Below are 23,193 nucleotides of genomic sequence, written 5' to 3'. Positions count from 1 at the left end.
GTTCAGCCCTCCTTTGCGGGTGCAGGGGCGGACTGGCCGCTGTCTTTCAAGGCTTTGGTGACTTCCGGCGGCATGTACTTTTCGTCGTGCTTGGCCAGCACTTCGTCGGCCACTACCACACCGTCGGCGTTGAGTTTGCCCAGGGCGACGATGCCCTGGCCTTCGCGGAACAGGTCCGGCAGGATGCCGCGGTAGGTGATGGTCACGGCCTTGTTGAAGTCGGTGACCACGAAGGTGACGTCCAGGGAATCGCCGGAGCGTTTCAGCGAGCCCTTCTCCACCATGCCGCCGGCGCGGATGCGCGTGTCCAGCGGCGCTTCGCCATTGGCGATCTGGGTCGGCGTGTAAAACAGGTTGATGTTCTGCTGCAGGGCGCTCAAAGCCAGGCCGACGGCAATGCCGACGCCGACCAGGATGGCAAGGATGATTAACAGACGCTTTCTACGCAGCGGATTCACTTTTCGGTCTCCCGGCGCAGACGACGCGCCTCTTGTTGCAGGTAACGCTTGCGCGCCAGGATCGGCGCGACGACGTTGAGGGCCAGCACCGCCAGGCAGATGCCATAGGCCGTCCAGACATACAGGCCGTGATGGCCCATGGCGAGAAAATCGCCGAAAGAACTGAAACTCATCCCCGCGCCCCCAGGCAGCTTTGTACTTCGGCCTTGACCCAACTGGCGCGGGCCTCGCGCTTGAGTACTTCAAGGCGCATGCGCATCAGCAACACCGCGCCGAAGAAACAGTAGAACCCCAGCACCATCAACAGCAGCGGCGCCCACATTTCCACCGGCATCGCCGGTTTTTCAGTGAGGGTGAAAGTGGCGCCCTGGTGCAGGGTGTTCCACCACTCCACCGAGTATTTGATGATCGGGATATTGATCACGCCGACGATTGCCAGCACCGCGCAGGCCTTGGCAGCGCTGTCACGATTGCTGATCGCGTTGCCCAGTGCAATCAGACCGAAGTACAGGAACAGCAGGATCAACATAGACGTCAGGCGTGCATCCCACACCCACCACGAACCCCAGGTGGGTTTGCCCCAGATCGCCCCGGTGACCAGCGCCACGGCGGTCATCCACGCACCGATGGGCGCGGCGCATTGCAGGGCCACGTCGGCCAGTTTCATTTTCCACACCAGCCCGACGATGCCGCACACCGCCAGCATCACGTAGCAGGATTGGGCCAGCATCGCGGCAGGTACGTGGATATAGATGATGCGAAAACTGTTGCCCTGCTGATAATCCGGCGGCGCGAAGGCCAGGCCCCAGACCAGGCCGATGCCGATCAGCACGGCGGCGAAGAGGCTCAACCACGGCAGCAGCTTGCCGCTGATGCCGTAAAACCATTTGGGCGAGCCGAGCTTGTGAAACCAGGTCCAGTTCATTGCTGTTTCTCACGGTTGCTTCTTGTCGTTGCAAGAAGCGTAGGGTCTTTACTGGCTGAGCCAGACCTCATTATTCACCGACGCTGATCTTCAGGCCGGCGGCTATCGCAAAAGGTGTCAGGGTTACCGCCAGGGCGGTCAGGCTGCCAAGCCACAGCAGGTAACCGGTCGCCGGCATGCCCATCAGCGCGGCTTGCAAGGAGCCGCTGCCGAGGATCAATACCGGGATGTACAACGGCAGAATCAGCAGCGCCAGTAACAGCCCGCCGCGCTTCAATCCCACCGTCAGCGCCGCGCCCACCGCCCCCAGCAGGCTGAGGACCGGTGTACCGAGCAACAGGCTCAGCAGCAGGATCGGCAGGCATTCGACGGGCAAGCCCAGCATCATCGCCAGCAGCGGCGAGAGCAAGACTAGCGCCAAGCCGGAAAAAGCCCAGTGTGCCAGTACCTTGGCCAGCACCAGAAGTGGCAACGGGTGCGACGAAAGGACCCACTGCTCCAGCGAGCCGTCTTCGAAATCACTGCGAAACAGCCCGTCCAGCGAGAGCAGGACGGACAACAGCGCCGCTACCCACACCAGTCCCGGAGACAAGGTTTGCAACAGTTTAGTCTCCGGACCGACCGCCAAAGGGAATAACGCAATCACGATGGCAAAGAACACCAGCGGGTTGGCCAGTTCGGCCGGGCGACGGCATAACAGACGCGCTTCGCGCGCGACCAGCAGGGCGAACACGCTCATAGCGACCACCGCCCGAGGTCCAGCTCGCGGTAACCGGCAGGCACCCGCGTCAAGCTGTGGTGCGTGGTCAGCAGCACCAGGCCGCCCTGCTCGCAATGCCGGGCCAGGTGTTCTTCCAACTGGGCCACGCCTTGTTTATCCAGGGCAGTGAAGGGCTCATCGAGAATCCACAGCGGCGGGCCCGGCAAAAACAGGCGCGCCAACGCGACACGGCGCTGCTGGCCGGCGGACAAGGTGTGACATGGCACGTCTTCGAAACCCTTGAGGCCGACGGCGGCCAACGCTTGCCAGATGGCCTCGCGGGACGCGGGGTGATGCAGCGCGCTGAGCCAACTGAGGTTTTCTTCAGGGGTGAGCACATCTTTGATACCGGCGGCATGGCCGATCCAGATCAGATTGCGCGCCAATTCGCCGCGCTGCGCGTTAAGAGGCTTGCCGTTGAGGCGCACTTCACCGGCCGTGGGTTGCATCAACCCGGCCAGCAGGCGCAGCAGGCTGGTCTTGCCACTGCCGTTGGGGCCACTGACCTGCACCATATCGCCGGCCGCCAGCCGCAGCTCGAGGCGTTCAAACAGCAGGCGCAGGTCGCGCTCACAGGCAAGCGCTACGGTTTCAAGAAGAGGGCTGGTCAAGAGATCGCGGGCCTTTACGGTTCAAGTCGGCGGTGCTGCGGCCGTTAAAGAGGAATGCACAATAGCGGCTTTGGCGACCGATTTTAGAGAGCTGGATCAAATAGTTGTGAGGTTTTTACCGCTCTCTTTGAAGACGGGCGGCATTATACATGCGATGCCCTAGGCTAAAGAGGGCAATTACCCTTAGAGACGATGCGTGCAATGACCGGCGAGATCAACCTTCCTACGCTACCTCCTGCCACGGCGACCGGCCCGGCATCGCCGCCGGCCGCCGGGGCATTGCTGAAACTGCTGGAGCCGCAGATCGGCTTGATCGATCCGGGCAAGACCGCGAACGCCGAGGTGATCGCCCTCAAGCAAGGCGGCGAGGCTTTTCAATTGCTGCTCAAGCTGACCCTCGACGGCGGTCGCCAGACCCTGGTACAGGCCAGCAGTCCGCAACCGTTGCCGCTGGGCAGCAATGTGGCGGTCAGCCAGACCTCTGCCGGCAACCTGGCCTTGAGTCTGCAGCAAGCGTTGAGCGCCAACGTTGCGGCGCTGACGCGCATCGATACCAGCAAAATTCCCGAAGGCACCCTGCTGCAGGCCAAAGTACTGACCACCCAGGCGTTGCCGCAGGGCACCACGCAGCCTGCGATCTACCGCTCGCTGGTCACGGTGCTCAGCAGCGCCATGGCCGGTGCGACGCTGACGGTGGAAAGTCCACAACCATTGCGAGTGGGCAGCCTGCTCAGCGCGGTGGTGCAGAACGCGCAAACCCTTAACTTCGTGCCCTTGAGCGAGTTCAAGGATCAACTGGCCGTCACGCAGCAGCTGTCGGTCCAGCAAAATCGCCAAGGCTCGCTGGATGTGCTGTTCACGGCATTGCAGAGCCTGCCGCGCGGCGACAGCACCTCCGCCGACCTGCGCGCCGCCGCCGACCGCCTGTTGGCCGCCCTGCCGGACCTGGCGCAGGTGAGCAATCCCAAGGTGCTGGCCCAGGTGATTCAGAACAGCGGCGCCTTCCTGGAGGCCAAACTGCTGGCCGGGCAGAACCCGCAGGTACCGCCTCTGGATATGAAAGGTGCGCTGCTGCGGTTGGTCGCCGACCTGGTCCCCGCCCTGCCCGCCAGCACCAACCTGAATGCCATCCTGGCAGCCAACACCCTGGCCCAGGTGCTGCCGAACTTTGTGCGCAGCCCGCTGAACACGCTGGGTCAGCTCAGCGCACGGCAGGCACCGGTGAGCTTCCCGCTGCCCGAGCGTCTGATGGGCAAACTGGAAGGCGAAGGCGACCTGGAAAACCTGCTGCGCTTGGCCGCCGGGGCCATTTCCCGCTTGCAGAGCCACCAGCTGTCGAGCCTGGAGCAAACCGGCACCACCGCCGATGGCCGCCTGCAAACCACCTGGCAGTTGGAGATCCCCATGCGCACTCTGCAGGACATCGTGCCGTTGCAGGTCAAGTTCCAGCGCGAGGAACCGGCGCCGGACAAGGACCAACCGGAACGCAAGACGACTAAAGATGCCAAGCAGATGCTCTGGCGCGTCGAGCTGGCCTTCGATATGGAACCACTGGGACCGTTGCAGGTGCAGGCGCAACTGACCCAGGGCAAGCTGTCCAGCCAACTCTGGGCAACACGGCCATTCACGGCGAGTTTGATCGAAAGCCATTTGGGCAGTTTGCGCGAGCGTCTGGTGAGCTCGGGTCTTAACGTCGGCGACCTCGATTGCCACCTGGGCACGCCACCACGGGGGCCGAAAACCGGACTGGAGCAACGCTGGGTGGATGAAACCGCATGAAAAACACCGAATCATCACGCCAGGCGATTGCCCTCAAGTACGATGGCCAGCAGGCGCCAACGCTCACCGCCAAAGGCGACGATGCGCTGGCCGAAGCCATCCTCAAGCTGGCGCGGGAAAACGAAGTGCCGATCTATGAAAACGCCGAGCTGGTAAAACTGCTGGCGCGCATGGAACTGGGCGACAGCATCCCCGAGGAGTTGTACCGCACGATTGCCGAGATCATTGCGTTTGCCTGGACATTGAAAGGCAAGTTCCCGGTGGGATTTGACCCGCATGCGGGGCCGGTGGAGCGGGATGTGACCGAGCGTGGCGACGATTACTGAATAGCAAGCCGTCATCGGGGGCTTGCCCGATGGCAATGATTCAGCCACCCATAAGTCACTGATGCTCCTCTATCTGAGGCCCCCTTCCCACATCTGCCTTTTTATTCAGTTGAGGACTTCGCTCAGGGGGATGAAGTTGACTCGATCCCCCACGTTAAGCGTCGTACCTTCCACTACCTCCACAAATCCCTCGGCCCACGCCGCGCTGCGCAGCACACCGGAACTCTGGTTGCGATAGATGACCGCGCGGCCCTGCTCAATGCGCCCGCGCAGGTACTCGCGGCGGTTGCCCGGCTTGGGCCATTCGAAACCCACCGGCACTTCGACGCGCAACGGCTCCACGTCGACCACGCCTTGACGCCGCAGGATGTACGGTCGCGCCAGGAGTGCAAACGTCACCAGGGTCGAGGCTGGATTGCCTGGCAACCCAATCACCGGAACGCCGCGAAAATGCCCGAACGTCAGCGGCTTGCCTGGCTTGATCGCCAGCTTCCACAGCGCCAGTTCGCCCTCTTCACGCAGGGCGATGCCCAGGAAGTCAGCCTCCCCCACCGACACGCCGCCGGTAGACAGGATCAGGTCTACGCTGCCCAGCCCGGCGAGGCGTCCTCGGGTCTGCTCCAGATCGTCGGGAAGAATCCCGGCATCGATCACTTCACAGCCCATCCGCGCCAGCCAACTGCAGAGCACGCGGCGGTTGCTGTTGTAGATCTGCCCCGGTCCCAGGGGCAGGCCCGGCTCGATCAGTTCGTCGCCGGTGGACAGCACCGCCACCCGTGGACGCCGCACCACGGCCAGACGGTCGCAGCCCAGGGACGCGGCCAGGCCCAGCTCGATCGGGCCCAGGCGCGTACCCGCGTCGAGCACGGTTTCGCCGACCGTGGTTTCCTGGCCTTGAGGGCGGATGTTCTGGCCCAGGTGCAAGGGCTCGCTGAAACTCACGCGCTCATCGGCGTGGACCAACGCATTTTCCTGCATCTCCACACAGTCGGCGCCGGCCGGCACTGGCGCACCGGTGAAAATCCGCGCGCAGGTGCCGGCCGCCAGCGGCTGCGGCGCCTGACCGGCGAAGATGCGCTGGCTCACCACCAGCGGCTCGCCGGTCCAGTCCGACAGGCGCACGGCATAGCCGTCCATGGCACTGTTGGGCCAGGGCGGCAGGTCGAGGGTGGAGATCAGCGGCTGCGCGAGCACGCGGGCGTCGCATTCGCCCAGGGGCAACGTCTCCTGCGCGCGGATCGGCGTGGCGTCGGCCATGTCCAGCAACTGTTGCAGGGCCTGCTCTACCGGCATCAGGGCGCCGGTCTTGCCGGGCTTACCCACGGGATTCACAAGGTTCAGCCTGCTTGAGATGCGCAACGAAATTGCACGGGCGATGACGGTTGTCCAACTGCTCGCCGAGGATGCCGTCCCACCCGGTGCGCACCGCGTTGGTGGAGCCCGGCAGGCAGCACACCAGGGTGCCGTTGGCCAGGCCAGCCAGGGCGCGGGACTGCACGGTAGAAGTACCGATATCGGCCACGGATATCTGGCGGAACAGTTCACCGAACCCGTCGACCTGCTTGTCCAGCAGGCAGCTCACCGCTTCTGGCGTGCTGTCGCGGCCGGTAAAGCCGGTGCCGCCGGTGATCAACACCACTTGCACCACGTCTTCGGCGATCCAGTGGGCAACCTGGGCGCGGATCTTGTAAAGGTCGTCCTTGAGCAGCACACGCTCGGCCAGGCGATGGCCGGCGGCGGTCAGGCGGTCGACGAAGACCTGGCCCGAGGTATCGGTGTCCAGGGTGCGGGTGTCGCTGACGGTCAATACAGCGATATTCAGGGGTACAAAAGGCGCATCAACCTTGGCTTTCATGGCACGGTCCGGTTGTCGAAGAAACAGCCCAGTGTTATATCACAGGCCCTCCTTTGCCTGCCGCTGTGGAACCACCATGTCCCTTGATTGCTGCCCATTGCCCTGTTCGATTCTGTTGTTGGCCGGTGGCCGCGGCCAGCGCATGGGCGGCCAGGACAAAGGCCTGCTGACCTGGCGCGGCCAGCCGCTGATCGCGCATGTGCACGGGCTGGTGCGCGGGCTGACCGATGACTTGATCATCTCCTGCAATCGCAACCAGGACCGTTATGCGGCCTATGCCGATCGACTGGTGAACGACGACAGCGCGGACTTCCCCGGCCCGCTCGCCGGTATCCGCGCCGGGCTCGCCGCTGCGCGCCACGGGCACCTGCTGGTGTTGCCCTGCGATGTGCCGCACCTCGACGCGCGCCTGCTGACCGATCTGCGTGACACGGCACGACGCACCCCGCAGTCGCCGGTGATGGTGCGCCATGGGGAATTCTGGGAGCCGTTGATCTGCATCATCCCGACTCACCTCAAGAACGCGGTAGAACAGGCCTGGCAGGCCGGCGAGCGCAGCCCGCGCAAAATTCTGCTGCAGCTGGGCGGCGTGGGCCTGGAATGCCCGGCCAATGATCCACGCCTGGCCAACTTGAACACACCCGAACTGTTGCACCAGAAGTCTGACGTGTCAGAATGAACTTTCGTACAAGGAACTTTGGCGACGCCTTACGCGTCACAAGGTCAGCAATTTCAAAGAATTCTCTCGGAGACACACCCATGACTCAACGGACCATCGCCGCTTTCATGCTCGCACTGGGCCTCGCTACCCTCGCCGGTTGCGCCTCGCCTACCGTGATCACCCTGAATGACGGTCGTGAAATCCAGGCCGTCGACACCCCGAAATACGATGAAGACTCGGGCTTCTACGAATTCGAACAGCTGGACGGCAAGCACACCCGGATCAACAAAGATCAGGTTCGCACCGTTAAAGACCTGTAAGTCTTAAACGTTTGCCTACAAGGCCCGCCTCGCGCGGGCCTTGTCGTTTTCGCCGTTTACCAATCGAGGGTGATGCGGCTGCGAAAATCACGCGTCTGGCCGGTGACCGGATCGGCAAACCGCACGCCCTGGGCCAGCAATTTGAGCGGGTTGGCGTAGTCGTCCACGGCGTCCTTGAGTACGTCGGGGTAGAACGGGTCATTGCAGATACTCGCCCCCAGCGCGGTCATGTGCACGCGCAACTGGTGCTTCTTGCCGGTGACCGGGAACAGGCCGTAACGCCATAGCTCGCCGTTTTTTTCACGAACCTCCACCGCGGTTTCGGTGTTGCTGACACCGGGACCTTCCTGCATGCGAAAGAACGGTTCACCGTCCACCAAACGACTTTTGTGCACCAAGGGAAAGGTGAGATCCGGCAGCGCGGGCGCGATGGCTTCGTAAAACTTATCGATCCTGCGCGTAGGAAACAGCTGCTGATACGCCGCGCGGCTGTGGGGATTGGCCGAAAACAGCACCAGCCCCGCCGTGTGCCGGTCGATGCGGTGCAGGGGCACCAGCGACGGGTTATCCAGGCGACGAATCAGACGGCGCAGCAGCGTTTGTTCGACGTATTCACCGGCCGGAGTCACGGGCAGGAAATGCGGTTTGTCGGCCACCACCAAGTGTTCGTCGGCATACAGAATGGTTTCCTCCACAGGGATGACCTTTTCATTCGGCACCTCGCGGAAGTAGTAGATGCACAAGCCTTCCTTGTAGGGCAGGCCCTGGTCGATGGGGCTGCCATCGATGTCCAGCACGCGACCGCGAGCGATGCGGTCCAGCCAGTGGTCGCGGCTGATCGCGGGGAAGTGCGCGCACAGGCAGTCAAGCACCGTGGCCCAAGGGCCGGGTGGCAGATACAAGGTGCTGGCCTGGTGCTGGGACGCGGAAAAACCGGAAGTGGACATGACGACGCTCGAAGCCTGGGAAAACCGGCGGGCATTATCCCGCATGGAGCGGGATCGAGCCTAGGGCGGATCTCAGGCCTTGGCCAATTCGGCGCGCAGGATCGGCGAGGCGCTGGCGGCCTCGGTGAATTCCTTGAGCCAACGCAGGACGTCCACCGCCTCCCAGCGCCCCGGATCGTAGAGTGCGTAGAGCAGGCCCTGATAACCCACCACATCCAACTGCTTGTGATAGCCGGCGCGCTGGAACAACGCTTCGATTTCGGCAAAGCAGGTATTGAAATGCACTTTGTTGAACGGCGTCTTGCCTTCCGTGACCAGGCCGTCCAGGCGCAGCTCGTTCACCGCATCACGCACGATGTCGGCGGACATGCGATTGACGCTGCTTTTCAGTTGTTCAACATTCACCACGGGCGTTCCCTCTATTCAATCGCTGTACAAACATACAGTAACTTAATATTTGGAAACTCGCCATCGCCTGAACGTCAGAGAAGGAAGGCGACCACCTGTCCGGTGTCGAAGGGCCAGTCCAGCTCCGCCCCCGTATCCACCCTTCGAAGCACCGGAATCCGCGGGCCGTAGACCTCGGTGAGGTCATCGGGATCGGTGATATCCACTAATTCAACCTGCAACCCATGTTCGACGAGCGGCATGATTTCGGCTTCGGCAATCTCACACAGGTGGCAACCCAGGGTGCCGAACAGCTGGCATTCAGGACGCATGACGGAAGGCCTGATCAGAATAAGGTGGGTCATTCTAAGCCCGCCTGCCGACGGTGGCGAGTTGCGCATTGTTGGCGGTGAGCGAGCGTTTGTGATGAGCCCGCTCACCACAAAAAAACGCTGCATATCATTAAAAAGCTGACCCACGTCACCATGGCCTATAACTGATTCAGCCATTCTCGCGGCTTTTTGTCCGCTTACCCTGCAACGGAGAGGTTTGTGTTCGCCAACCTGCTGATCATTCTGGCGTCATCCCTGGTGGTGATTGCCCTGTTTCGCCGGCTGCGGCTGCCGCCCGTGCTGGGCTATCTGTGCGTGGGCCTGGCCGTGGGGCCCACCGCGCTCGATTGGGTCAACGACAGCGAAGAGCTGCCGGACCTCGCTGAGCTGGGCGTGGTGTTTCTGCTGTTTTCCCTGGGCCTGGAATTTTCCCTGACCAAAATGCTTGCCCTTCGCCATGTAGTGTTCGGCCTGGGCAGCCTGCAGGTACTGGGTTGCGGCGTGCTGCTGGGGGCGACCTTGATGGCGCTGGGGGTAGCGCCGGGCATTGCGCTGTTGCTCGGCGCGGGGCTGGCGCTGTCGTCCACGGCCATTGTCAGTAAGGAGCTGAGCAGTCTTGGCGAAATTTTCAGCAGTCATGGCCAGAATGCGATTGGTGTGCTGCTGTTTCAGGACGTGGTCGCGGTACTGCTGCTGACCCTGGTGCCGGTGTTCGCCGGCAGCAGTGACCAGGCCTGGTACGTGGCGTTGCCGTTGACCCTGGGCAAGACCGTGGTGTTGTTCTTCGGCCTGCTGCTCGCCAGCCGTTGGCTGCTGCCGCGTCTGTTCCATGAAGTGGCCGCGTCGCACTCGGCGGAGCTGTTCGTATTGCTGGCCTTGGTGATCGTGCTGCTGACCGCCTGGCTGACTCACCTGCTCGGCCTCTCCCCTGCCCTCGGTGCGTTCCTGGCCGGGATGCTGTTGGGCGAAAGCCATTACCGCCATCAGATCGAAGCGGATATTCGACCGTTTCGCGACATCCTGCTGGGCTTGTTTTTTGTCAGCATCGGCATGCTCATCGACCTGCAGCTGTTCGTCAGCCACAGCCTGCTGATCCTCGGCATGACCCTTACGCTGATGCTGATCAAGGGCTGTGTGGTGGCCGTGCTGGTCAAACTGCGCGGCAGCGATGTGGAAACCGCCTGGCGCAGCGGCCTGGCCCTGGCCCAGGGCGGTGAATTCTGCTTCGCCCTGATGGCGCAGATGCAACAGAGCCAATTGATCCCGCAGCAATTCAACGGCCTGCTGCTCGCCGCGACATTCTGCTCGATGCTCCTGACCCCTTTGCTGCTGCGCGCCGCCCCGGCGATAGCCCTGCGCCTGCACCGCAAACCCAATCAACAGGTGCAACTGGAGACCATCACCGCGCTCAATGCGCAGCTGCGCAACCATGCCGTGATCTGCGGTTACGGCCGTGTCGGCCAATCCATCGGGCGCTTTCTGCGGCGCGAGCAACAGGCATTCATCGCGCTGGATGACGACCCGGAACGGGTGCAGGAAGTGGCGACCGAAGACAGCAGCGTGCACTACGGCGACTGCCGGCGCGGTGCCCTGCTCAGCGCCGTGGGCGTGGAGCGCGCGCGATTGGTGGTGATAGCCGTGGATAACAGTGATGTCGCGCTGGTAGTACTCAAAGAGGCGCGCCGCATCAACGCCCAGGTGCCGATCCTGGTGCGCACCCGCGACGATAGCCAGTGGGCCGAACTGAAGGCCGCGGGCGCCACTGAAGTGGTGCCCGAGCTATTGGAGTCGAGCCTGATGCTGGCCGCCCACGCCTTGCTCCTGCTGGGCCTGCCGGACCAACAAGTGCAGGCGCGGGTCGACGAAGTCCGACAGAACCGCTATCGCCTGCTGCACGGTTTTCACGCGCCGCCCAGCGACAACGATGAGGCGCCGATCAATCCTGACTGACCGCGCCGATCTTGTGGATCGACAAGTCCGCGCCGTAGTACTCCTGCTCCTGGCTCAGCCGCAACCCGTGCACGCGCTTGATCGTGCCATACACCACCAGCCCGCCGCCGAACGCCACGGCCACACCGAGGGCGGTGCCGATCAACTGGCTGATCAGGCTCACGCCGCCCAATCCGCCAAGAACCGTCTGACCAAAGAGCCCGCAGGCAATGCCGCCCCATACGCCGCACAGGCCGTGCAGCGGCCACACGCCCAGCACATCGTCGATCTTCCAGCGATCCTGGGCGGCGATAAAGCACCACACGAACAAACCACCGGCCACCACGCCGGTGACCAATGCGCCTACCGGGTGCATCAGGTCGGAACCGGCGCAGATCGCCACCAAACCGGCCAGTGGCCCGTTATGCAAAAAACCGGGGTCGTTGCGACCGATCACCAGCGCGGCGACGGTGCCGCCCACCATAGCCATCAGCGAGTTGACCGCCACCAGGCCGCTGACGCCGTCCAGGGTCTGGGCGCTCATCACGTTGAAGCCGAACCAGCCGACGATCAGGATCCACGAACCCAATGCCAGGAACGGAATGCTCGACGGCGCGAACGCCACCAGCCGCCCCTCGCGGTAGCGACCGTTGCGCGGCCCCAGCAGCAACACCGCCGCAAGCGCCAGCCAGCCGCCCGTGGCGTGCACCACCACCGAGCCGGCGAAGTCGTGGAAACTGGCACCGAAAGAGGCCAGCAACCAGGCCTGCAGGCCGAAATTGCCGTTCCAGACAAGCCCCTCGAAAAACGGATAGATAAAAGCCACGATCAACGCGGTGGCGCACAACTGCGGCGCGAACCTGGCCCGCTCGGCAATGCCCCCGGAGATGATCGCCGGAATCGCCGCGGCAAACGTCAGCAGAAAAAAGAACTTCACCAGGCCGTAGCCATGATCGGCACTGATCACCGCCGCCGGTTGCAGGAAGCTCACACCGTAGGAGATCCAATAGCCTATAAAGAAATACGCCAGGGTCGAGATGGCGAAATCGCTGAGGATTTTCGACAGCGCGTTGACCTGGTTTTTCTGCCGCACCGTACCGACTTCCAGGAAGGCGAAGCCGGCGTGCATGGCCAGGACCATGACCGCGCCGATCAGGATAAACAGGGTGTTGGAGCTATGGACCAGGGTGTCCACCGCACGTTGCAGATTGTCCATGGAAATTGGCAGGCCTGTAGTCAGGGCAAAAAGCACCAAAGCGGTTCAAGCCAGAGGTTCGCGCACTAAATTGGCACCACCGGCACCACCCCTCTGAAGGGAGCGTGAACCGCTTTAGCGCAGCGAACAGCACAGCAGGCCATTGCCGACAGGGTTTTTCCGCGAGTTAGAGTGTTTTAGGGTAAGGTTTTTCGAGGTTTGCGCCTCGCCCGCCCGTCTTCAGTGCGGGCCCGGAGCCTGCGCACCAAGGCAAAGCAAAAGCTGTACCAGACAATTGCACTGAACCTTCACCGACGCCGGTGACTCGAAACCACACGCACCGCTCAGCCAATCACGGAGATACCCATGGCCAGAACCACTGCAAAGACTGCTCAAGAAATACTGATGGCGGATTTTCAAACCCTGGTCAGCGACACCGAGAAGTTGCTGGACGACACCGCAATCCTCGCCGGCGACCAGGCCGATGAACTGCGCAGCAAGATTCATGAGAGCCTGCTCAAGGCCCGCGAAACCCTGCAACTGACCGAAGACTCCCTACGCGAGCGCGGCCAGGCGGCGGTGACGGCGACTGAAGATTACGTACAGGCCAACCCCTGGCAGTCGATCGGCATCGCTGCAGGTGTAGGCTTTCTGATCGGCCTGCTGGCTACAAGGCGCTAAATTATGTCTATCGGCGAAAACGGCTCGTCTACGGGCGCAAGTTCTACCTCACGACGCCTGGGCGCGGCCGTTCTGGGCTTGCTGCACAGCCACGTCGAACTGTTCGGCATCGAGTTGCAGGAGCAGAAAGCCCGCACCGTCAGCCTGCTGTTGTTTGCGGGCCTGGCCCTGGTGTTTGCGCTGTTGCTGCTGGTGGGGTTGTCGACCCTTGTGATGATTCTGGTGTGGGACACCGGCTATCGTCTGACCGGTATCATCTGCCTCTGCGTGTTCTACAGCCTGGCCGCAGCCTTCTGTGGCGTGCGCCTGAAAGCGGCGGTGTTCGATGAGTCCACGCCGTTCCATGCCACCCTCGAAGAGTTGGCCAATGACCGGGAGCGCCTGCTGCCATGAGCCTGACTGAAGTTCCGCAATCCACCACACGGCGGGAAATGCGCAAGGCGTTGATTCGCCTGCGCATGGAGATGCACCGCCAGGAAATCCGCCACGAGTCCCATCAACTCCTGGCGCCGCTGCACAAGATGCGCGACATGCGGCATAACTGGCAGGACAACCTGGGCATCAAGCACGCGCCGCTGTGGGGCATGGCGGCGGTGACGCTGATGGGTTTCTTCACCGGCAAGGGCGCCAAGGGCGGCAGTATCAGCAGCGTGACACGCCTGGTGCGATTGGGGGCCGGGTTAATCCCTCTGATCAAATTGGCCATGCAGGGCCGCTCGCGCAAACCCTGAGCCGCACCCGCCCGTGCTGGCTGCATTCTTGCTAACAGAATCGGCCCGGCCCTCGTTTTAGAGGGCCGGGCCTTTTTTCGCCGACGCTTCTAAGGAGGCCCCGTGATCGACGGGCAACCGCTCGCCTGTTTCCAGCCTTTCATCGACACCGCCACCGGCCGCATCGCCGGCGTGGAAGCCCTCGGCCGCCTGCGCCTGGCGGATGGTCGCCTGCAGTCGGTGGGCCCGCTGTTCGCCGATCCGCGCACGCCGGGTGTGGCCTTGCGGCGCCTTGACCGACAACTGCGCGACAACGCCCTGAGCCGCCTGCATGAAGCGCCTGAGGACTGGTTCCTGAGCCTGAATATCTCGCCGCGCTGGATCAATCGCCTGCGTGCCGGCCAGCCGCTGCCGAGCTTGAAACAGATCCACAGCCACGGCGTCGACCCACAACGCATCGTGTTCGAGATCACCGAACTGGGTGGCGACATTCAGCGCCTGACGGAGGTGGTGGCGCGTTATCGCGAGGCGGGCGCGCGCATTGCCATCGATGACTTCGGCGCCGGCTATTCCCAGCTCGACCGGGTACTGGCGTTGCAGCCGGACATTCTCAAGCTGGACATGCGCCTGTTCCAGGAAGCCGCACGCGGCGGACCGAGCAGCGAGGTGGTACGGGCACTGGCGCAAATGGCGGAAAAGACCGGTTGCTGGATCATCGCCGAAGGTGTGGAGACCGAAGCGCAGTTGAGCTTTGCCCTGGAGTGCGGTGCCCGTTACGTACAGGGTTACCTGTTCGCCCAGGCGCAGCTGGACTGGTTTGCCGCCGACGCTTTCGTGCCACGTTTTGCGCAACTGCGCGGCGCCTACGTCAAGCAGAAACTGGCGGAGCGCGCGCGCATCATGCAGTTGCGCCAGCAAATGGCCGAGTTGATGAATATTCTGCAGCACTGGGCCCTGGCCGAGGCGCCGCTGAGTCAATTACCGCAATTGCCGGCGTTCCCGTGGTTGCTGCGCTTTTATCAGTGCGATCCTCATGGCACCCAGCTGACGCCCAACTTCGAGTGGCGCCAGGACGCCTGGCAGGCCGACAGCCGCTACCTGGGCCACAACTGGTCGTGGCGCCCGTACTTTTACCATTTGCTCGCCGAGGGCTGGGAGGAGCGCCGCCTGACGCTGTCTTCGACCTACCGCGATGCCACCACCAACCAGTACTGCCTCACCGCCGGACAATTCTTCGATAACGGTCAGCGCTTGCTGTTAATCGATATCGACGCCGCCGGCCTGTAGATTTTCGCTTGCCCCGCCACAGAGGAACCGGGAAGCTGGGGGGGTCATTCACCGCACGGAGAGTACCCGCCTTGGATTGGCCTACCCTGCTGACCCGCGAACGTCTTGGAAAACCACTGCACAGCCCGGAAGAGTTGGGCCGCAGCCCGTTTCACAAAGACCACGACCGCATTATTTTCTCCGGCGCGTTTCGCCGCCTGGGCCGCAAGACCCAAGTACACCCCGTATCGAGCAACGATCACATCCACACCCGGCTGACGCACTCACTGGAAGTCAGCTGCGTCGGCCGCTCCCTGGGCATGCGCGTCGGCGAAACCTTGCGCAGCGCCCTGCCCGACTGGTGCGACCCCAGCGATCTGGGCATGGTGGTGCAGTCGGCCTGCCTGGCCCATGACATCGGCAACCCGCCGTTCGGGCATTCCGGCGAAGATGCGATTCGCCACTGGTTCCAGCAGGCCGCCGGACGCGGCTGGCTGGATGACATGAGCAGCGCCGAGCGCAATGACTTCCTCAATTTTGAAGGCAACGCCCAAGGCTTTCGCGTGCTCACTCAATTGGAATATCACCAGTTCGACGGCGGCACGCGCCTGACATATGCCACCTTGGGCACTTACCTCAAATACCCCTGGACCGCCCGCCACGCCGATTCCCTGGGCTACAAGAAACACAAGTTCGGCTGCTACCAGAGCGAACTGCCGATTCTGGAGCAAATCGCCCACAAACTTGGCCTGCCGCAATTGGAAGAGCAACGGTGGGCGCGTCACCCGCTGGTCTATCTGATGGAGGCTGCGGACGACATCTGCTACGCCTTGATCGACCTTGAAGACGGCCTGGAAATGGATTTGCTGGAGTACGCCGAAGTCGAGTCGCTGCTGCTCGATCTGGTGGGCGACGACCTGCCTCAGACTTATCGTCAATTGGGGCCGCTGGACTCTCGCCGGCGCAAACTGGCGATCCTGCGCGGCAAGGCCATTGAGCACCTGACCAACGCCGCGGCGCGAGCATTTGTCGAACAGCAGGATGCGTTGCTGGCCGGCACCCTGCCCGGCGATCTGGTCGAACATATGCACGGTCCGGCCAAACGCTGCGTGCTGGATGCCAAAGACATGGCGCGCAAGAAGATCTTCCAGGACAAGCGCAAGACATTGCACGAGATCGGCGCCTACACCACTCTGGAAATTCTCCTGAATGCGTTCTGCGGCGCGGCACTCGAGCAACATGGCGGGCGCACGCCGTCGTTCAAGAACCGGCGCATTCTCGACCTGCTGGGCAATAACGCCCCGAATCCGGCGTGGTCGCTGCACACTTCGTTCCTGCGCATGATCGACTTTATTGCCGGCATGACCGACAGCTATGCCACCGAGATGGCGCGAGAAATGACCGGGCGTTCGAGCCCTCAATAATCATGCCCCACCAAGCCGCCTGCTCCCCGACCAGAATCTGCCTACGACGGGAACAGAGCGGCCTGATCGAATTCGCACAGCCCCTCGAAGAATAATCGCTCACGCTTCGGGCATATTGTTACCAACTGTTCCTACATGCCCCCCTTCGACGCTCGACTCATCGTGTACTTTTTATGCCCAGTCACTCTCTTAGCATCCTGTTGGTGGAGGACCATCCCTTTCAATTGATCGCCGCCCAGTGTTTGCTGCGCAGTTTCGGCTTCGAACGGCTGACCCCGGCCGAAAACGCCGCCCAGGCGATCCATTTGATGACGCTGGCCGAAAAGCCCTTCGATATTTTGCTGTGCGACCAATGCCTGCCTGACCTGCCGGGCCTCGAGCTGATTGAAATCGCCAGCCAGCAGCGCCTGATCAGCGCCGCGATCCTGCTCAGCGGACTGCCCGCAACAGAACTGGCAACGTTGTACGACCAGGCTCGACAGCGCGGCCTGCCGTTACTGGGCTACTTGCCAAAACCGTTGAACAAGGACGAACTTACACATTTAATCAAGGCCCTGCCAAAGTTATAAATGTAGGACTAAAAACATATAAACCCGTGGAAAATTTTCCGCAGCGCAGCCTTGAAACACCTGGCGCCAAGATTTCGCCTGGCGATCTACGAAATCCGCTTATCTCCCTTCACCAAGCCTGAGCAACCGGTAGGCCTTTACCTTTTTTAATGTAGGAATTTTCCTGTTTTATATCTAGCCACCCCAGGCTTCATGCTCCTCGCTCCGCTTCTGAGCTAATGTGCCCGCTTTATTTGCACCTGCATGGAAATGTAATCATGAACACAGTTTTTATTATTGATGACCATCCGGTTATAAGGCTTGCCATCCGAATGTTGTTGGAACATGAGGGCTACAAAGTAGTGGGCGAAACGGACAACGGATGCGATGCCATACAAATGGTCCGCGAATGCTTGCCGGACCTTATCATCCTGGATATCAGCATTCCGAAGCTCGATGGCCTTGAAGTGCTGTGCCGTTTCAACGCCATGAATACCTCGATGAAGACCCTGGTACTCACGGCCCAGTCGCCCACACTGTTCGCTACCCGCTGCATGCGCTCCGGCGCCGATGGGTATGTCTGCAAGGAAGGCGACCTGAGCGAATTGCTCAGTGCCATCCGCGCCGTATTGTCGGGCTACAACTACTTCCCCAGTCAAGCCTTGAACGGCAATGGCGCGGATGCCGAAGTATCCAAGGAACTTGAACTGTTCAAAGCGGTAAATGATCGGGAGCTGATGGTATTGCAACTTTTTGCACAAGGCCGCACCAACAAGGAAATTGCCAAAGGCATGTTCCTCAGCAATAAAACAGTAAGCACTTATAAGAAAAGGCTGATGCAGAAACTTCAAGCCAAGTCCTTGGTAGAACTTATCGAGATGGCAAAACGAAACGCGTTAGTGTGAGAAGACGGATGCCCAGGCGTATAAAGGACTATCTGATTATATTGAGTGCCGGTCTGTGCTTCAGCATTGCCGTGCCTGCTGCCCCTCCAACCGGCCCGGAATACTTCAACTTACTGAGTCGTGCAGGCTCGGTACAACTGGAAACCCACCTGGACAAGGCCCAGCGCCAGTGGCTGCAGAACAAACGCGAACTGGTGCTGGGCACATCGGCCCCTGACTACCCGCCCTTTGATCTCACCTCCAGCGGACGCGACTATGAAGGCCTCACCGCCGATTACGCCGGGCTGCTGGCCAAGGCACTGGGCCTGCCGATCAAAGTGGTGCGCTACCCCACTCGAGAGGCGGCCATCCGCGCCCTTGAAACCGGCGACGTCGACCTCCTGGGCTCTTCCAACGGTTTCGAAGCTGCAAATCCCAATCTCAGTCTGTCGGAACCCTACGCCGTGGATCAGCCCGTACTGGTGACCCGCGAGGGCGAAACCCGCAGCCTCAGCGACGGCCTGGCGGGAATGCGCCTGGCCCTGGTGTATCACTACCTGCCCCTGGGCGAAGTCGAGAAGCTGTACCCCAACGCAATCATCCGCGCCTACCCGTCCTACCAGAACGCCTTGAATGCCGTGGCATTCGAACAGGCCGACGTGTTCCTCGGCGACACTATCTCCACCCATTACATGATCAACAAGGGCTACCTGAAAAACGTCCACATGGCCAATTTCGGCAAACACGAAGCCTACGGTTTCAGCTTTGCCATTGCCCAGCACCAGCACATTCTGCTGAGCATCGTCGACGCTGCGCTGATGGCGGTGCCCACCAGCGAACGAGAAACCATCGCCAAGCGCTGGAGCGCCGGCAGCGATATCCTGCTGACCGACAAGAAGTTGCAACTGACCTCGCGCGAAGAACGCTGGCTGCAGGAAAACCCGGTGGTCAAGGTGATCGTGAACGAAACCTTCGCGCCCCTGACATTCTTCGATGCCGAGGGTAATTTTCGCGGTATCACCGCCGACCTGCTGGAACTGATTCGCCTGCGCACCGGGCTGCGCTTCGAGGTCCAGCGCGGGCGTGACGTTAACGAGATGATCGAGCAGGTCGAATCCGGTAACGCCGACATCATCGGCGCTATCGCCCCCAGCGCCGAACGCGAGGACCAACTGAACTTCAGCCGCCCCTATCTGGAAAACTCCTACGTTATGTTGACGCGCAAGGAGGAGAACGCCCCTATGGGACTGGAGGAAATGTCGGGCAAGCGGGTGGCGGTGACCCAAGGCAGCCCGCCGATAAAATTCCTGCGCGAGCACTTTCCGCAGATTCGATTGGTTGAAACCGGGGATACCTTCAAGGCCACTGAGTTGCTGGTTCAAGGACACGTCGATGGCGCCGTGAATACGCTGGTGGTCGCCAACTATTCCCTCTCCTCGTCCATGTTCCAGGACAAGGTTCAAACCAGCTTCAGCATAGGCACGACGCCCGCAGCGTTTGCCCTGGCGACCTCACGCGGCGCCACCGAACTCAGTTCGATTCTCGACAAGGCCCTGCTGAGCATCGCTCCTGATGAGCTGGGCGTGATCAACAGCCGCTGGCGAGGCTATACCGCCGCGTCCGACAGCTACTGGCGCAACTACCATGAACTGATCGCCCGCATCATTATCGGCACCGGCCTGCTGCTGTTGATTTCGCTGACCTGGAACGCCTACATGCGGCGCCAGATCAGGCATCGCAAAATGGCCGAGCGTGCGCTTAATGACCAGTTCGAATTCATGCGCGCGCTGGTTAACGAAACGCCGCATCCGATCTACGTACGTGACCGCAAGGGCTTGTTGCAGACATGCAACGACAGCTACCTGCAGGTATTCGACGTCAAGCGCGAGGACGTGATCGGCAAGAGCGCGGTGCAGATCAGTACCGCTCTAGCGCAGGAAGCGGCGCAATACCATGCCGACTACCAGCGCGTCGTGGCCGAAGGCAACCCGCTGATCCTGGATCGCACCCTGCACATCCGCGGTAAAAAACTCACGATTTATCACTGGATCCTGCCCTATCGCGACTCCGACGGCGAAGTCCAGGGCATCATCGGCGGCTGGATCGACATCAGCGAGCGACGCCAATTATTCGATGAGCTGCGCGCCGCCAAGGAGCGCGCCGATGAAGCCAACCGCGCCAAGAGCACATTCCTGGCCACCATGAGCCATGAAATCCGCACCCCGATGAACGCCGTGATCGGTATGCTCGAGCTCACACTCAAGCGCGCGGACCAGGGCCACCTGGATCGCCCGGCCATCGAAGTGGCCTACAACTCGGCCAAGGACCTGCTGGAACTGATCGGCGATATTCTCGACATTGCACGAATTGAATCCGGTCGCCTGAGCCTGGCCCCGGAGCGCGTGAACCTGCGGGACGTCATCGAGTCGGTGGTGCGCGTCTTCGATGGCCTGGCGCGTCAGAAAACCCTGAGTCTGCTGCTGGAATTCAAGCCTGACCTGGATAACACCGAAGTGCTGATCGACCCGCTGCGCTTCAAGCAGGTGCTGTCGAACCTGATCAGCAACGCAATCAAGTTCACCGAGCGTGGCCAGGTCAAGATCAAGGTGGAGGTACTGCCGACCGACCTGGCACAGCAGGTCGAGATGAAACTGGTGGTGGAAGACACCGGCATCGGAATCAGTCGCGAAGATCAGTTGCGCCTCTTCGAGCCCTTTGCCCAGGCGGACAACTCCGGGCAACTGGCCAGGAGCGGCGCAGGCCTGGGGCTGGTGATCTGCCGCAGCCTGTGCGCCATGATGGGTGGGCAACTGAGCCTGAGCAGTGTGCCGATGGTGGGCACCCAGGTGCATATAAACCTGAAGATGACGCGCCTGCAGCCGGAACTGGCGGTGGAAGAGCACAAGCCACAGAGGCCCTCGACCGCGCCGGTACTCAATGTGCTGGTAGTGGACGATCACCCGGCGAACCGCCTGTTGATGTGCCAGCAACTGGGCTACCTGGGGCATCAGTTCAGCGCTGCGCAGAACGGCGCAGCCGGCTTCCAGGCCTGGCGCCAGGAGCATTTCGACCTGGTGATCGCCGACTGCAACATGCCGATCATGAATGGTTATGAACTCAGTCGTTCCATCCGCGAATACGAGCAGCGCGAACAACTGCCTCCCTGCGTGGTACTGGGCTTTACCGCCAACGCCCAGCCCGAAGAGAAGCAACGCTGCACCCAGGCCGGCATGAACGACTGCCTGTTCAAGCCCATCAGCCTGACGGCGCTGGAACGGCAACTGGCGAAGATCCGCCCCCGTCATGCCGAGCAGCTCATCGACTTGGGCAATTTCGACGCCCTGACCGGCGGCGACCCGCTCCTGAGCCGCCGCCTGCTGGAAGAGCTGCTCAACAGCAGTCGTCAGGATCGCCAGGAACTGCTTGCCCTGACGAGCGCGCAGGCCCCCTACAAAGACATCATCGAACAGGCCCACAAAATCAAGGGCGCCGCGCGCATTGTCCAAGCCCGCGCCTTGGCGGCACAGTGCGAAGCCCTCGAACAGGCCTGCGGCCGGGGCGATGACCGGCCGTTGGTTGACGCGGGCGCAAAAGCCCTGGAAAAGCTGATGCTGGAGCTGGAAAGAATGCTGCAGGTGCAGCTCCACGAGTTGGACAACCCTTAACGGGCGGACGCTCCCAACGAATCAGCAGTCGGTCAAGCGCAGAAAGATCGCCGCCAGTTGCTCGATGCCCTGCTGGTCCTGCTCGGTAAAGCGGGCCAGCCTGGGGCTGTCGAGGTCGAGGACGCCGATCAACTGGCCGTTCTTGACCAGCGGCACCACCAGCTCGCTATTGGAAGCACTGTCACAGGCAATATGCCCAGGGAAGGCATGCACATCGTCGACGCGCTGGGTTTGCCGCGACGCGGCGGCCGCACCGCACACCCCCCGGCCAAACGGGATACGCACACAGGCGATCTGCCCCTGGAAGGGGCCCAGCACCAGTTCTTCATCACGGTTCAGGTAAAAGCCGGCCCAGTTCAAGTCGTCCAGTTGGTGAAACAGGAACGCAGAGAACTGAGCGCTGTTGGCGATGAAGTCGCGTTCATCGGCCAACAGCGACTCCAGCTGCGCGCAGAGCATGGCGTAGCCATCGAGGCCGGTTCCGGCATTTTGCAAATCGATCATGATTGACGCTCCAGCAATTTGAGGCCCACCCAATAACGGGCGAATTGATACGCGCAACGTCCGTTGCGGTTGCCGCGCCCGGTAGCCCAGCGCACGGCGAGAATATCGAGTGCTTCATCCCGCTGCCATTGCAACCCGGCCTTGCCCGCCAGCTCGCCGATCCAGTGTTCCACCACGTCCAGGAAGTGTTCCTGGGTGAACGGATAGAACGACAGCCACAAGCCAAACCGGTCGGACAAGGCAATCTTGTCTTCCACGGCTTCGCTGGGGTGCAGTTCGCCGTCGACCCGCGCCCAATTGTCGTTGTCGCTCTGGTTCTCCGGCACCAGGTGGCGGCGGTTGGAGGTGGCATACAGCAGCACATTTTCCGGCGCCTGTTCCAGGGAGCCATCCAGCACACTCTTGAGCACGCGGTAGTCGCTTTCACCGGCCTCGAACGACAGATCATCACAAAACAGGATAAAGCGCTGCGGCAGCTTGAGCAGTTGCTCGACCACGCGGGGCAGGTCGGCCAGGTGGTCACGTTCGATTTCGATCAGGCGCAAACCGGCCGCGGCATGCTGGGCCAGCAAGGCGCGCACCATGGACGACTTGCCGGTGCCGCGCGAACCCCACAACAGCGCATGGTTGGCGGGCAGGCCATCGAGAAACTGCTGAGTGTTGCGGGCCAGTTGCTCACGTTGCTTGTCGACGCCGATCAGGTCGGACAAACGCATGTCCAGGCTGACCTCCAGCGGCAACAGGAACCCCGCGCGGCCTTCGCGCTGCCAGCGCGCGGCCAGGCAGTGCGTCCAGTCGATAGGCTGGCGAGGCGCTGGCAACAGGGGTTCGAGGCGGGCAAGTACGGCGTCGGCCCGCTCAAGAAAGGCGTTCAATCGAGAATCCACGATTATTCCTCTGGCAAGTTTTTGCAAAAGATGGCGTATTGGCAACCCTGCGACGGTCCGCAAAAGGCTGCGTATAAAACGATTCATGCCGGGCAGGCCAGAGCCTGTGGATGTTCAGCTATGCTTGCCGGGCGAAGGG

26 protein-coding genes are annotated in these 23,193 nt (G+C 61.8%); 13 read left to right on the top strand and 13 right to left on the bottom strand.

Annotated features, from left to right (window positions below):
* Positions 1-2: 2 nt before the first annotated feature.
* The 5 genes from ccmE to ccmA all read right to left on the bottom strand — a co-directional run bounded on the left by ccmE (position 3) and on the right by ccmA (position 2,754).
* A complete protein-coding gene (gene ccmE / locus QRN10_RS20045; protein ID WP_034096632.1) occupies positions 3-458 on the bottom strand; it encodes a cytochrome c maturation protein CcmE in 456 nt (151 codons plus the stop codon).
* On the bottom strand, positions 455-631 hold the full coding sequence (gene ccmD / locus QRN10_RS20040) for a heme exporter protein CcmD (RefSeq protein WP_181081602.1): 177 nt from the start codon (positions 629-631) through the stop codon (positions 455-457). The genes ccmE and ccmD overlap by 4 nt, the downstream gene beginning before the upstream one ends.
* Positions 628-1,383, bottom strand: a complete 756-nt coding sequence (locus QRN10_RS20035; protein ID WP_181081601.1) for a heme ABC transporter permease — start codon at positions 1,381-1,383, stop codon at positions 628-630. Before QRN10_RS20035 ends, ccmD begins: the two co-directional genes overlap by 4 nt.
* A gap of 70 nt (positions 1,384-1,453) precedes the next feature.
* Positions 1,454-2,122: a heme exporter protein CcmB gene (gene ccmB / locus QRN10_RS20030; RefSeq protein ID WP_253511556.1), complete on the bottom strand. Its 669-nt coding sequence runs from the start codon at positions 2,120-2,122 to the stop codon at positions 1,454-1,456.
* On the bottom strand, positions 2,119-2,754 hold the full coding sequence (gene ccmA / locus QRN10_RS20025) for a cytochrome c biogenesis heme-transporting ATPase CcmA (RefSeq protein ID WP_181081600.1): 636 nt from the start codon (positions 2,752-2,754) through the stop codon (positions 2,119-2,121). The genes ccmB and ccmA overlap by 4 nt, the downstream gene beginning before the upstream one ends.
* A gap of 201 nt (positions 2,755-2,955) precedes the next feature.
* On the opposite strand from ccmA, the gene fliK reads away from it, so the two are divergent.
* Both fliK and QRN10_RS20015 read left to right on the top strand, forming a co-directional pair.
* Positions 2,956-4,533, top strand: a complete 1,578-nt coding sequence (fliK, locus tag QRN10_RS20020) for a flagellar hook-length control protein FliK (protein ID WP_285428976.1) — start codon at positions 2,956-2,958, stop codon at positions 4,531-4,533.
* Entirely contained in the window at positions 4,530-4,859 is a 330-nt protein-coding gene (locus QRN10_RS20015; protein WP_253511547.1) for an EscU/YscU/HrcU family type III secretion system export apparatus switch protein, read from the top strand. Before fliK ends, QRN10_RS20015 begins: the two co-directional genes overlap by 4 nt.
* Positions 4,860-4,964: 105 nt before the next feature.
* Here the strand turns inward: QRN10_RS20015 and QRN10_RS20010 are convergent, their stop codons facing one another.
* Together QRN10_RS20010 and moaB are read right to left on the bottom strand one after the other, a co-directional pair.
* Positions 4,965-6,191 (bottom strand): molybdopterin molybdotransferase MoeA, encoded by a 1,227-nt coding sequence (locus QRN10_RS20010; protein WP_253511544.1) that lies wholly within the window; start codon positions 6,189-6,191, stop codon positions 4,965-4,967.
* Positions 6,175-6,714 (bottom strand): molybdenum cofactor biosynthesis protein B, encoded by a 540-nt coding sequence (moaB, locus tag QRN10_RS20005; protein ID WP_181081595.1) that lies wholly within the window; start codon positions 6,712-6,714, stop codon positions 6,175-6,177. The genes QRN10_RS20010 and moaB overlap by 17 nt, the downstream gene beginning before the upstream one ends.
* A gap of 76 nt (positions 6,715-6,790) precedes the next feature.
* On the opposite strand from moaB, the gene mobA reads away from it, so the two are divergent.
* Together mobA and QRN10_RS19995 are read left to right on the top strand one after the other, a co-directional pair.
* Entirely contained in the window at positions 6,791-7,393 is a 603-nt protein-coding gene (gene mobA, locus QRN10_RS20000; protein ID WP_266248626.1) for a molybdenum cofactor guanylyltransferase MobA, read from the top strand.
* An 80-nt stretch (positions 7,394-7,473) separates the two neighbouring features.
* Positions 7,474-7,695 (top strand): YgdI/YgdR family lipoprotein, encoded by a 222-nt coding sequence (locus QRN10_RS19995; RefSeq protein ID WP_034096622.1) that lies wholly within the window; start codon positions 7,474-7,476, stop codon positions 7,693-7,695.
* Positions 7,696-7,751: 56 nt separating this feature from the next.
* Here the strand turns inward: QRN10_RS19995 and QRN10_RS19990 are convergent, their stop codons facing one another.
* The 3 genes from QRN10_RS19990 to QRN10_RS19980 form a co-directional block, all read right to left on the bottom strand.
* On the bottom strand, positions 7,752-8,642 hold the full coding sequence (locus QRN10_RS19990) for a pseudouridine synthase (protein ID WP_253511537.1): 891 nt from the start codon (positions 8,640-8,642) through the stop codon (positions 7,752-7,754).
* Positions 8,643-8,714: 72 nt separating this feature from the next.
* On the bottom strand, positions 8,715-9,050 hold the full coding sequence (locus QRN10_RS19985; RefSeq protein ID WP_034096620.1) for a hypothetical protein: 336 nt from the start codon (positions 9,048-9,050) through the stop codon (positions 8,715-8,717).
* Between the two features lie 74 nt (positions 9,051-9,124).
* Positions 9,125-9,361 carry a glutaredoxin family protein gene (locus QRN10_RS19980; RefSeq protein WP_253512096.1) on the bottom strand — a complete coding sequence of 79 codons (237 nt, stop codon included), beginning with the start codon at positions 9,359-9,361 and terminating at the stop codon, positions 9,125-9,127.
* Between the two features lie 219 nt (positions 9,362-9,580).
* On the opposite strand from QRN10_RS19980, the gene QRN10_RS19975 reads away from it, so the two are divergent.
* Positions 9,581-11,311 (top strand): cation:proton antiporter, encoded by a 1,731-nt coding sequence (locus tag QRN10_RS19975; RefSeq protein ID WP_285428973.1) that lies wholly within the window; start codon positions 9,581-9,583, stop codon positions 11,309-11,311.
* Here the strand turns inward: QRN10_RS19975 and QRN10_RS19970 are convergent.
* The gene (locus QRN10_RS19970) at positions 11,298-12,506 is read right to left on the bottom strand and encodes an ammonium transporter (protein WP_181081591.1); all 1,209 of its coding nucleotides are present in this window, start codon (positions 12,504-12,506) and stop codon (positions 11,298-11,300) included. The genes QRN10_RS19975 and QRN10_RS19970 overlap by 14 nt on opposite strands.
* A 345-nt stretch (positions 12,507-12,851) precedes the next feature.
* Here QRN10_RS19970 and QRN10_RS19965 point away from each other — a divergent pair, with 345 nt between their 5' ends.
* From QRN10_RS19965 to QRN10_RS19930, 8 genes are all read left to right on the top strand, one after another.
* Positions 12,852-13,166 carry an ElaB/YgaM/YqjD family protein gene (locus tag QRN10_RS19965; protein WP_034096616.1) on the top strand — a complete coding sequence of 105 codons (315 nt, stop codon included), beginning with the start codon at positions 12,852-12,854 and terminating at the stop codon, positions 13,164-13,166.
* A gap of 3 nt (positions 13,167-13,169) precedes the next feature.
* The gene (locus tag QRN10_RS19960) at positions 13,170-13,559 is read left to right on the top strand and encodes a phage holin family protein (RefSeq protein ID WP_181081590.1); all 390 of its coding nucleotides are present in this window, start codon (positions 13,170-13,172) and stop codon (positions 13,557-13,559) included.
* Positions 13,556-13,897, top strand: a complete 342-nt coding sequence (locus QRN10_RS19955; protein WP_181081589.1) for a hypothetical protein — start codon at positions 13,556-13,558, stop codon at positions 13,895-13,897. The genes QRN10_RS19960 and QRN10_RS19955 overlap by 4 nt, the downstream gene beginning before the upstream one ends.
* 102 nt (positions 13,898-13,999) lie before the next feature.
* On the top strand, positions 14,000-15,163 hold the full coding sequence (locus tag QRN10_RS19950; RefSeq protein ID WP_181081588.1) for an EAL domain-containing protein: 1,164 nt from the start codon (positions 14,000-14,002) through the stop codon (positions 15,161-15,163).
* A gap of 71 nt (positions 15,164-15,234) precedes the next feature.
* Positions 15,235-16,566: a deoxyguanosinetriphosphate triphosphohydrolase gene (locus QRN10_RS19945; RefSeq protein ID WP_181081587.1), complete on the top strand. Its 1,332-nt coding sequence runs from the start codon at positions 15,235-15,237 to the stop codon at positions 16,564-16,566.
* A gap of 173 nt (positions 16,567-16,739) precedes the next feature.
* Positions 16,740-17,135 carry a response regulator gene (locus QRN10_RS19940; protein ID WP_285428971.1) on the top strand — a complete coding sequence of 132 codons (396 nt, stop codon included), beginning with the start codon at positions 16,740-16,742 and terminating at the stop codon, positions 17,133-17,135.
* A gap of 257 nt (positions 17,136-17,392) precedes the next feature.
* Positions 17,393-18,019: a response regulator transcription factor gene (locus QRN10_RS19935; RefSeq protein WP_181081585.1), complete on the top strand. Its 627-nt coding sequence runs from the start codon at positions 17,393-17,395 to the stop codon at positions 18,017-18,019.
* A gap of 8 nt (positions 18,020-18,027) precedes the next feature.
* Positions 18,028-21,663, top strand: coding sequence for a transporter substrate-binding domain-containing protein (locus QRN10_RS19930; RefSeq protein ID WP_285428970.1), 3,636 nt, complete (start codon positions 18,028-18,030; stop codon positions 21,661-21,663).
* 21 nt (positions 21,664-21,684) lie between these two features.
* Here QRN10_RS19930 and msrC read toward each other — a convergent pair whose 3' ends face one another.
* Positions 21,685-22,167, bottom strand: coding sequence for a free L-methionine (R)-S-oxide reductase MsrC (gene msrC / locus QRN10_RS19925; RefSeq protein WP_181081583.1), 483 nt, complete (start codon positions 22,165-22,167; stop codon positions 21,685-21,687).
* Entirely contained in the window at positions 22,164-23,054 is an 891-nt protein-coding gene (locus QRN10_RS19920) for an ATP-binding protein (RefSeq protein ID WP_181081582.1), read from the bottom strand. Before QRN10_RS19920 ends, msrC begins: the two co-directional genes overlap by 4 nt.
* Positions 23,055-23,193 lie beyond the last annotated feature (139 nt).

Origin of the sequence: Pseudomonas sp. lyk4-R2A-8, assembly GCF_030209095.1 — a bacterium.
Taxonomy (GTDB): Bacteria; Pseudomonadota; Gammaproteobacteria; order Pseudomonadales; family Pseudomonadaceae; genus Aquipseudomonas; species Aquipseudomonas quebecensis.
Note: the sequence above shows the minus strand (reverse complement) of the source record. Positions and strands in the feature narration are given on the sequence as shown.